Source organism: Streptacidiphilus pinicola (genome assembly GCF_003258295.1).
Lineage (GTDB): Bacteria > Actinomycetota > Actinomycetes > Streptomycetales > Streptomycetaceae > Streptacidiphilus > Streptacidiphilus pinicola.
In genome coordinates, this window is the sequence record NZ_QKYN01000076.1 from 23,200 (window position 1) to 32,052 (window position 8,853).

Here is an 8,853-nt window from a genome sequence, read left to right on the forward strand (position 1 = left end):
ATGACCGCTCTGCCCGCCTCCCCTTCCACCGCGCTCCCGGCCCCGCCGGAACCGCTGCTCCGGCGGGTGCCCATCGGCGTGTGGGCCGCGTCGGCCTGGGCCGCCGGCCTCGCCTTCACCTTGCTGGTGCTGGTCCACCTCCCCGGGGAGTCGCCCCACGACTTCCACCCCGGGTGGGAGCTCCCACCGGGCAACCAGGTGACCCTGGCCGTCGCCACCCTCTGCTCGCTGGCCGGCAGCGCGCTGCTGCGCCGCCGGGCGCTGACCGGAACGGTGCTGCTGCTGCTCGGGGCCGTGCAGACCGCGATGGTGCACAACTCCATGGAGATCCAGGTGCAGAACCTCCTCGGTTGCTGCGTCGCCCTCTGGTACGTCGCCGCGACCCGGCCGCGTCGCGCGGCGTGGGCGGCCGCCGCGACCACGGGCGGCGTGCTGGTCGGCTATCCGGTGGTCCGGCTCGCGATGGGCTGGAACATCGGCGTGTCCGGCCAGTTGGCCGGGTTGCTGGCCGCGGCGATGGCCGTACTGCTCGGGTACCTGGCCCAGCAGGGCCGTGAGCGTGCCGTCGAGCACAGCGCGCACGCGGCGGAGCAGGCGGTCGCGAACGAGCGGCTGCGCATCGCCCGCGAGCTGCACGACATGGTCGCGCACACGCTCGGCATCGTGGCCCTGCAGTCCGGCGCGGCGCGGCGGGTCATCACCACGCAACCGGAGCGGGCCAGGGACGCGCTCGGCGCGGTGGAGAACGCCAGCCGGGAGACGCTCGCCGGGCTGCGCCGGATGCTGGTGGTGCTGCGCGCGGTGGACGACCCCGCGGACCTCGTCGTCCCGCTCCACCCCGCGCCCGGTCTGGACGATCTGGAGCGCCTCGCCGCGTCCACCAGCGCGGCGGGCGTCCGCGTCGACCTCCGCTGGACCGGCGAACGCCGGGCGGTCGCGGCGGAGGTGGAGCTGGCGGCCTACCGGATCGTCCAGGAGTCGCTGACCAACGTGGTCCGCCACGCCGGCGCCCGCTCGTGCGTCGTCGCGGTCGGCTTCGGGGCGGGGGAGCTGACGCTGGAGATCGCCGATCCGGGCGGCGGCGCGCGCAGGCCCGAGCGCGGTGAGCGCGGCGAGCACCACCCGCACGGCTACGGCCTGTTGGGCATGCGCGAGCGCGTCGACCTGCTCGGCGGCGTGTTCGCCGCGGGACCGCGCGGCGAGGGGTTCGTGGTCACGGCCCGCCTTCCGCTCCCGCCGGGCGACGCGCCCGCGGCGGCCCCCGGCGACGAGCACGCCGACGTCCTTGCGCAGGAGGCTTGATGACGCCGCCCGTGCGGATCGTCCTCGTGGACGACCAGCCGCTGATCCGCGCCTCGCTGCAGATGGTCGTCACCGACGCGCCGGACCTCGTCGTCGTCGGCGAGGCCGGCGACGGCGCGGCGGCGGTCCGGCTCGCGGCCGAACTGCGCCCGGACGTCGTGGTGATGGACGTCCGGATGCCCGGCATGGACGGCATCGAGGCCACCCGCCGCATCCTGGCCACCGACGACGGCTGTCGCGTGCTGATGCTGACCACCTTCGACGACGACGAGTACGTCTACGGCGCGCTGCGCGCCGGCGCGTCCGGCTTCCTGGTCAAGGACATGGCCCTGGACGACATCCTCGCCGCCGTCCGCGTCGTCGCCTGCGGCGACGCACTGATCGCCCCGTCCGTCACCCGCCGCCTGATCGCGTCGTTCGCCGCGCCCGCTGCCGCGCGCCGTACCGGCGTGCGCCTGGAGGTGACCGAGCGGGAGGAGGAGGTGCTGACGCTGATCGGCCGCGGGCTCTCCAACGCGGAGATCGCGACGGCGCTGATCCTGAGCGTCACCACGGTCAAGACCTACGTGACGCGCCTGCTGGCCAAGTTGGGCGCCCGCGACCGGGTGCAGCTGGTGATCCTCGCCTACGAGGCGGGCCTGGTCTCGGTGCAGCCGTGAGTCCGCCCCGCCGCGGATCGGTCAACTCGCGTACAGGACCGACGGATCCGCCGCCAGCGCGGCCTTCACCTGCCGGGTGACGTCGTCCGCCGGCACCTCGTAGGCGTCCGACTCGACCCCGTCGAGCGCCAGGGCGGCGACGTCCTCCGGGCGGATCTTCTCGACGTCCGGATCGTGGCGACGGCGGTCGAGGTGAAGTCGCCGGACCACCCGGCGGCGGAGGTCGCCCGGCGCTACAAGCGGGGCCTGACCGCGTTCGTCCAGGCCGAGGCGGAGGTGGCGGCCGCACCCGATCCGGCCCTGCTGGCCCAGCAGTTGACGGTCGCCTTCGACGGCTCCAGTGCCTGGGCCGTGGTCCAGGCCCAGCCGCTGGGCGGTCTGGCCGTCGCGACCGCGGAGGCACTGCTGGCTGCCGCAGGCGTCTAGTCGTGCTTTTTCCCTGTCAGGCGGGCTATTCGAGCGCGGACACAGCCGTCTTCAACTCGCCGAACACCTCGCGCGCGTACTCGACGAGAGTCCGCGGATCCGCCGACGACGTCCAGCGGTCGAACGCGCCGTAGAACGCTCGCGCGCCCAGTTCAGCCGCGAGATCGGCGATGAGGTCCGAGACGCCGCGCGTGCGGAGCGCCTGCGCCATCGCGTCGGAGAGCGCCGCCCGCTTGGAGGCGGAGCGCTCCTGCAGCTCCGCGCTGTTCGCGATGACCGCTCGAAGCCGCCGCCCGATGTCCCGCCGGTCCTTCGTGAACGAGGATGCGAGTCCGTCCAGCGCCAGGCCGGCCATCTCCAGAGGCGTGGCCGATTCCGGCGCCCCGGCGATCGCCTCGGCCGCGATCCGGCCGTGGATCTCCTGCCCGGCGAACAGCACCTCGCGCTTGTCGGTGAAGTGCCGGAAGAACGTGGTCTTGGTCAGCCCTCCGGCCCGCTCCGCGATCTCGTTGACCGTCGTCGCCTCGTATCCCTGCTCCGCGAACAGTTCGATCGCGGCGCGGACCAGCCGTTCCCGTGCGTTCGGTTCCCATCGAGCCATGCGGACCATCCTAGGTGATGTGACTTGGTAACATCACCGTGCTACCGTGATGTTACCAAGTCACATCACTTTCCCGAGGAGATCCTCATGCGCGTCTTCGCCACCGGGGCCAGCGGCCACATCGGCTCCGCTGTCGTTCCCGAGCTCATCCGCGCAGGTCACGACGTTGTCGGCCTCGCCCGTTCCGACGAGGCGGCCGCGGCCGTCAGGGCGATGGGCGCCGAGGCCCGCCACGGGAACCTGACCGACCTCGACGGCCTGCGCGAGGCTGCCCGCGACGCCGATGCGATCGTCCACCTCGGCTTCCAGCACGAGGGCATCGCGTCCGGCCGCTTCGCCGAGGTCACCGCGCAGGACGAAGAGGTCGTCCACGCGATCTGCGGCGAACTCGTCGACACCGGCAAGGCCTTCCTCGGCATCGGCATGGGCCGCGTCGAGGACCTGGTGAACCACCCCAACCCCCGGGCCAAGGTCGCACTCGCCATCCACGGGTACACCCAGCGGGGCGTGCGCACCGTCCTGGTCGCGGTCCCTAACGTCACGCACAGCGAGCGGGACCGGAGCGGGTTCATCCCGCAGTACGTCCGGATCGCCCGCCAGGCCGGCGTCGCCGGCTACGTCGGTGACGGCGCCAACACCTGGGCCGCGGGCCACACCCTCGACGTCGCCCGCGTCTGGGCGCTCGCGGTGGCGAAGGCCCCGGCCGGCTCCCAGGTCACCGGCGCCACCGAGGCCGGCGTCCCGGTCCGCACCATCGCCGAGTCCGTCGCCCGCCACCTGGGCATCGAGGCGGTCAGCATGTCAGCGGAGCAAGCAGCCGAGCACTTCAAGGCCTTCCCCTTCATCGGCATCGACGTCAGGATGCCGAACGAGGCAACCCGCGAACTGCTCGGCTGGGAGCCGACCCACCCCACCCTGCTGGCCGACCTCGACGCAGGTTTCTACTTCAGTCGCTGAGCCGCAGGGACTGCTCTGAGAGCGCTGACAATGCGTCAGACTGACGCCGCTTCGCCAGCACCACCGCGTCGTGCAGCGTAATCCGCTCGCCCTCGGGGTTCACCGCTTCGCGGCCGCGGGTCTCGGTGTGGACGTGCCACTGCTCGGGTGGCAGGGACGCGGCCACCTCCTCGGGGGTGTACATCATGTCGAGGAAGACGCCCGGACCGCCGCCGTCGCGCTTGTCGCGCGGGTGGTGACCGACGATCAGGAGCGTGCCGCCCGGGGCGACGGCCTGGGCGAGCGCGGCGAAGAGGGCGCGGCGGGGCTCCGTCGGCAGGTGCATGAACTGGGCCGAGACCAGGTCGTAGGAGCCGGCCGGCGGCGGGGTCGCGCGTAGGTCCGCGTGGGACCAGGTGATCCGCTCCGCGAGCTCCGCGCCCGCCGCGCGGGCGTGCTCGGCGGCGCGGGCCAGGGCGACGGTGGAGATGTCGGTGCCGGTCACCCGCCAGCCGCGCTCGGCGAGCCAGATCGCGTCCGCGCCCTCGCCGCTGCCGACGTCGAGCGCGCGGCCGGGAGCGAGCGCGGCGACCTCGGCGACCAGCTGCGGATTGGGCCGGCCGCTCCACAGCGCCGGGCGGGCCCGGTAGCGGTCCTCCCAGGCGTCCTGCTCGAAGTGGGTGCGCCCCAGCTCGCGGTAGGCCGCGACCGCGTCGCGGGTCTCCGCGGCGGCCAGGTCCGCGTTGATCATCGCTCCGGCGCGCAGGCCCGCCGCCGCCGAGACCACGACCTGAGCGGTGGGATCGGCGACGTTGCCGGCGATCCAGACACCCGCCACGTCCGTGGCGCCGTTCGGATCGGCCGGGACGCGGCTGCCCACGACCTGGCCGCCGTACTCGACCGGGACCGCCCGCAGGCCCAGTGACTCCAGCAGCTCCGCCCGCGCGGTCATCCCGGTCGCGACGACGAGCGCGTCCAGCGGCACGGTCTCGCCGGAGGCGAGTCGCACGCCCGTCAGCCCGTCGCCGTCCGTCTCGACCGCCGCGACCGGGCCGTCGGCGACGTGGATGCCGCGTGCGGCCAGCCGCTCGGCGAGCTCGGCGTCCGGCGCGTCGACGCCGTGGCGCAGCACGATCACGCGCTCGCTCCACTGCCGCCACAGCTCGGCGTGGTGCCAGGCGACCGGGCCGGTCGCGAGGACGCCGATGCGGCCGTCGCGCACCTCCCAGCCGTGGCAGTACGGGCAGTGCAGCACGTCCTTGCCGAAGCGCTCCGCGAGACCCGGCACGTCCGGCAGCTCGTCCACCAGGCCCGTGGTCACCAGCAGCCGCCGCGCCCGCACCTCGGCCGTGCGGCCGGACGCGTCCGCGACGGTGACGGTGAAGCCCTCGCCGTCCTTGGCTGCGCCGGTCACCCGGCCCTGCGCGAACTCGCCGCCGTAGCCCGCCAGTTCGGTACGCCCCGCGGCGATCAGCTCGGCCGGCGGAGTGCCCTCGCGGCCCAGGTAGCCGTGGACGTGACCGGAGGGCGCGTTGCGCGGCTCCCCGGCGTCGACCACCAGCACCGAGCGGCGCGCGCGGGCCAGGGTGACCGCCCCGCTCAGCCCGGCCGCGCCGCCACCCACCACGATCACGTCGTACGCCTCGTTCACCTTCGGTCTCCTCTCGCCCGTCCTCCTGTCGCGTCCACCGTGCGCCGCGGCCGCGGGATCGGCAAAGTAACCTTGCCGATATGGCAAACGAGGACACCGAGGTGCTGGCTCTGGTGGGTCCGCGGCTGCGCGAGCTGCGCCGGAAGCGCGGCACGACGCTCGCGCGGCTCGCGGAGACGACGGGCATCTCCGTGAGCACCCTGTCCCGGCTCGAGTCCGGTGACCGCAAGCCCACGCTGGAGCTGCTGCTGCCGCTGGCCCGCGCCCACCAGGTGCCGCTGGACGAGCTCGTCGGCGCGCCCGAGGTCGGCGACCCGCGGGTGCGGCTGAAGCCGGTGCGGCGGCACGGCGCGACGATCATGGCGCTGACCCACAACCCGGGCGGGGTCCAGGCCTTCAAGATGATCATCCCGCCCGAGCGCTGCGAGCCCGAGCCGCGCACCCACGAGGGCTACGAGTGGCTCTACGTCCTCACGGGCGAACTGCGGCTCGTCCTCGCCGACCACGACCTGGTGATGAAGGCGGGCGAGGCCGCCGAGTTCGACACCCGGCTGCCGCACTGGTTCGGCTCCACGGGCTCCGCGCCCGTCGAGGTGCTCAGCCTCTTCGGCCCCCAGGGCGAACGCATCCACGTCCGCGCCCAGCCGCGCCGGGAAGGCGACCGGCCCGGCTGAGCCGGGGCGCTCAGGAGACGATGTCCTTGGCCCGGAAGTGACGGAACGCCAGCGCGCCGAAGACCAGGGCCAGGGCGACCGCCATCGACACGCCCTCGGCCAGGCCCGTCCAGTCAGGGTTCGGCTGCAGCACGTCCACCCACGCGTACATGCCGTGCGTGGGCAGGAAGTCGCGCAGTGAGCCCAGGGCGGTGATGTTGTCGAGGATGCCGGAGAGGATCACCAGGCCGACCGCGCCGCCGACCGCGCCCAGTGGGGCGTCCGTCAGCGTCGACATCCACAGCGCGAAGCCCGCGACGGAGAGCTCGCAGACGAAGAGGTAGACGGCGACCAGCGCCAGGCGTTCGGTCGCCGTGCCGGCCGTCAGCGAGCCGGCGAGCGTCAGATGGAGTTCGCCCCAGCCGTAGGCGGCGGTGCCGACGCCGAGCGCGACCAGCGGCAGTACCAGTACCGCGACCGCGCTGAACCCCAGCGCGACGGTCAGCTTGCTCAGCAGCAGCCGCGCCCGCGGCACCGGCGCGGCCAGCAGGTAGCGCAGCGAGGACCAGCTCGCCTCGGAGGCGACGGTGTCGCCGAAGAAGAGCGCCACCGGCACGCTGAGCAGGAAGCCGCTGGCCATGAAGAGCACCGCGAAGGCGAAGTTGACGCCGGAGGAGGTCGCGGCCTGGATCAGCGAGGGGCTGCCGTCGCGCCCGGAGGGCGTGCCGCCGACGGCCAGCGCCGCCCAGACGATCACGGGCAGCGCGACCATCACGCCGAACACGATCGAGGTGCGGCGCCGCGACAGCTGGCGGCGCGCCTCCACGCGCAGCGGCAGGGTGCGCGAGGGACGGAAGCCGGAGGCTGCCTGGGCGGGGACGGTCTCGGTGCTCATGCGCGGTCTCCGGTCAGGGTCAGGAAGGCGTCCTCCAGCCGGCGGTGCGGGCCGACCCGCTCCACCGGCACGTCGAGGCGCAGCAGTTCGGCGAGGAGCTCGGGAACGGCCAGGCCGTCGAGCTGGACCAGCAGGCCGGGCTCCTCGGTGGCGGGTGCGACGGAGGCGACGCCGTCCAGCGCCGCCACCTTGGCGACCACCGCGTCGAGCGCGTCCGCGCCCATCGCGCCCGTGCCGACCAGCAGTTCGTCGTCGTTGCCGGTGATCTCCGCGACCGGACCGGCGGCGAGCAGCCGGCCCTGCGTCATCACCACCAGGTGCGTGCAGGTCTGCTCGACCTCGGAGAGCAGGTGGCTGGAGACGATCACGGTACGCCCGCCCGCGGCGTAGCGGGTGATCACAGCGCGCATCTCGCGGATCTGCTGCGGGTCGAGGCCGTTCGTGGGCTCGTCCAGGATCAGCAGCTCCGGCAGGCCCAGCATGGCCTGAGCGATCGCCAGGCGCTGCCGCATGCCCTGCGAGTACGTCCGCACCGGGCGCTCCAGCGCCTCGCCGAGGTCCGCGATCTCCAGCGCCTCCGCCACGTGCGCGTCCTCGGCGGGGCGGCCGGTGGCCCGCCAGTACAGGTCCAGGTTGGCCCGGCCACTCAGATGCGGCAGGAAGCCGGCGCCCTCGACGAACGCGCCCACCCGCGACAGCACCGGAGCCCCGGCCGCGATCGACTGCCCGAAGACGTGGACGCGGCCCGCGTCCGGGCGGATCAGGCCCATCAGCATCCGCATCGTCGTGGTCTTGCCCGCGCCGTTCGGGCCGAGCAGGCCCAGCACCTGGCCACGTTCGACGCGGAACGAGAGGTCCTTGACGGCGTAGCGGTCGGTCGAGCCGTGGTAGCGCTTGGACAGGCCCTCGACGACCAGCGGCAGCTTCGCGAACTCCGGGTCGACGGCCGGGGCATGCCCGCGGCGCCGCCGCCGGGCACCGACGCCCGTCAGCACCAGGGCGGCGGCGATGGCCGCCGCGACGACCGGCAGCAGCCAGACCCACGCGGGCAGCGGCGTCGCGGCGTCACGAAGGGCCAGGTCCGTCGGCAGCGTCAGCGGGTCGTCGGCCGGGAGGGAGACCCGGTAGGTGGCCGGCTGGGCGGGGGAGGAGTAGCCGAGGTCGGTCGCCGCCAGGACCAGGCGGAGCCGGTGGCCGGCGGCGAAGTCGTAGTCCACGGCCGGCAGTTGCACGTCCACCGTGCCCGAGGCGGCGACCCGCAGCGGGGTGACCAGCTGGTGCGGCAGCACGGAGCTGCCGTCCGGCGCGACGTCGTAGAGCTTGGCGAACAGCACGGCCGGGGCGGAGCCGCCGGTGTCGACGGTGACCTTGACGCTCGGCGCGCCGGTCAGTTGCAGCGCGCCGTCGAGCGGCGCGGACTGGAACGCCGCGTACTGGCCGGGAAGGTCCTGGCTCAGCGGCAGACTCCCGCCGACCAGCCCGCCGAGCTGGGACAGCGCCCCGCCGAGCCCGGGCACGGAGGAGATGGCGGGCGGCATCCCGCCCGCCGGGTTGGCGACCGCCTGCGAGCCGCCGTCGAGCGTCACGGCGCGGTGCGCGGTGCCGGCCAGCGTCGGGTAGCGGTCGGCGTTCGCGCCGAACTGCACCACCTGGCCCGCCGAGACGGAGACGCCGCCGGTCCGGGTGACCCGGAACGCGGGGCCGGTGTCCGCGTTCCGGTCGTGCTTGAG

The 8,853-nt window shown here is 74.2% G+C and carries 9 protein-coding genes and 1 pseudogene; 5 read left to right on the forward strand and 5 right to left on the reverse strand.

The window, feature by feature from the left end:
- Both DN069_RS20155 and DN069_RS20160 read left to right on the forward strand, forming a co-directional pair.
- Positions 1–1,302, forward strand: a complete 1,302-nt coding sequence (locus tag DN069_RS20155; RefSeq protein ID WP_111502759.1) for a sensor histidine kinase — start codon at positions 1–3, stop codon at positions 1,300–1,302.
- Entirely contained in the window at positions 1,302–1,961 is a 660-nt protein-coding gene (locus DN069_RS20160; RefSeq protein WP_111502761.1) for a response regulator, read from the forward strand. The genes DN069_RS20155 and DN069_RS20160 overlap by 1 nt, the downstream gene beginning before the upstream one ends.
- A 21-nt stretch (positions 1,962–1,982) precedes the next feature.
- Here DN069_RS20160 and DN069_RS20165 read toward each other — a convergent pair.
- A pseudogene (locus tag DN069_RS20165) lies at positions 1,983–2,114 on the reverse strand (short-chain dehydrogenase); the annotation flags it as partial.
- A gap of 39 nt (positions 2,115–2,153) precedes the next feature.
- Here DN069_RS20165 and DN069_RS20170 point away from each other — a divergent pair.
- Positions 2,154–2,387, forward strand: a complete 234-nt coding sequence (locus tag DN069_RS20170) for a hypothetical protein (protein WP_133259981.1) — start codon at positions 2,154–2,156, stop codon at positions 2,385–2,387.
- Between the two features lie 25 nt (positions 2,388–2,412).
- On the opposite strand, the gene DN069_RS20175 is transcribed toward DN069_RS20170, so the two are convergent.
- The gene (locus DN069_RS20175) at positions 2,413–2,988 is read right to left on the reverse strand and encodes a TetR/AcrR family transcriptional regulator (protein WP_111502765.1); all 576 of its coding nucleotides are present in this window, start codon (positions 2,986–2,988) and stop codon (positions 2,413–2,415) included.
- Positions 2,989–3,075: 87 nt separating this feature from the next.
- On the opposite strand from DN069_RS20175, the gene DN069_RS20180 reads away from it, so the two are divergent.
- On the forward strand, positions 3,076–3,945 hold the full coding sequence (locus tag DN069_RS20180) for an NAD-dependent epimerase/dehydratase family protein (RefSeq protein WP_111502767.1): 870 nt from the start codon (positions 3,076–3,078) through the stop codon (positions 3,943–3,945).
- Here the strand turns inward: DN069_RS20180 and DN069_RS20185 are convergent.
- Positions 3,935–5,575: a bifunctional NAD(P)/FAD-dependent oxidoreductase/class I SAM-dependent methyltransferase gene (locus tag DN069_RS20185; protein WP_111502769.1), complete on the reverse strand. Its 1,641-nt coding sequence runs from the start codon at positions 5,573–5,575 to the stop codon at positions 3,935–3,937. The genes DN069_RS20180 and DN069_RS20185 overlap by 11 nt on opposite strands.
- An 80-nt stretch (positions 5,576–5,655) precedes the next feature.
- Between DN069_RS20185 and DN069_RS20190 the strand changes: the two genes are divergently transcribed.
- A complete protein-coding gene (locus DN069_RS20190) occupies positions 5,656–6,249 on the forward strand; it encodes a helix-turn-helix domain-containing protein (protein WP_111502771.1) in 594 nt (197 codons plus the stop codon).
- Between the two features lie 10 nt (positions 6,250–6,259).
- On the opposite strand, the gene DN069_RS20195 is transcribed toward DN069_RS20190, so the two are convergent.
- Both DN069_RS20195 and DN069_RS20200 read right to left on the reverse strand, forming a co-directional pair.
- Positions 6,260–7,123 carry an ABC transporter permease gene (locus DN069_RS20195; RefSeq protein ID WP_111502773.1) on the reverse strand — a complete coding sequence of 288 codons (864 nt, stop codon included), beginning with the start codon at positions 7,121–7,123 and terminating at the stop codon, positions 6,260–6,262.
- On the reverse strand, positions 7,120–8,853 hold a 1,734-nt coding region (locus DN069_RS20200; protein WP_116513686.1), incomplete at its 5' end, for an ATP-binding cassette domain-containing protein. The genes DN069_RS20195 and DN069_RS20200, both read right to left, overlap by 4 nt.

Coding starts and splice junctions, on each gene's coding strand:
- DN069_RS20195 (WP_111502773.1), bottom strand. CDS start 7,123: ATGAGCACCGAGACCGTCCCCGCCCAGGCAGCCTCCGGCTTCCGTCCC.
- DN069_RS20155 (WP_111502759.1), top strand. CDS start 1: ATGACCGCTCTGCCCGCCTCCCCTTCCACCGCGCTCCCGGCCCCGCCG.
- DN069_RS20160 (WP_111502761.1), top strand. CDS start 1,302: ATGACGCCGCCCGTGCGGATCGTCCTCGTGGACGACCAGCCGCTGATC.
- DN069_RS20175 (WP_111502765.1), bottom strand. CDS start 2,988: ATGGCTCGATGGGAACCGAACGCACGGGAACGGCTGGTCCGCGCCGCG.
- DN069_RS20180 (WP_111502767.1), top strand. CDS start 3,076: ATGCGCGTCTTCGCCACCGGGGCCAGCGGCCACATCGGCTCCGCTGTC.
- DN069_RS20190 (WP_111502771.1), top strand. CDS start 5,656: ATGGCAAACGAGGACACCGAGGTGCTGGCTCTGGTGGGTCCGCGGCTG.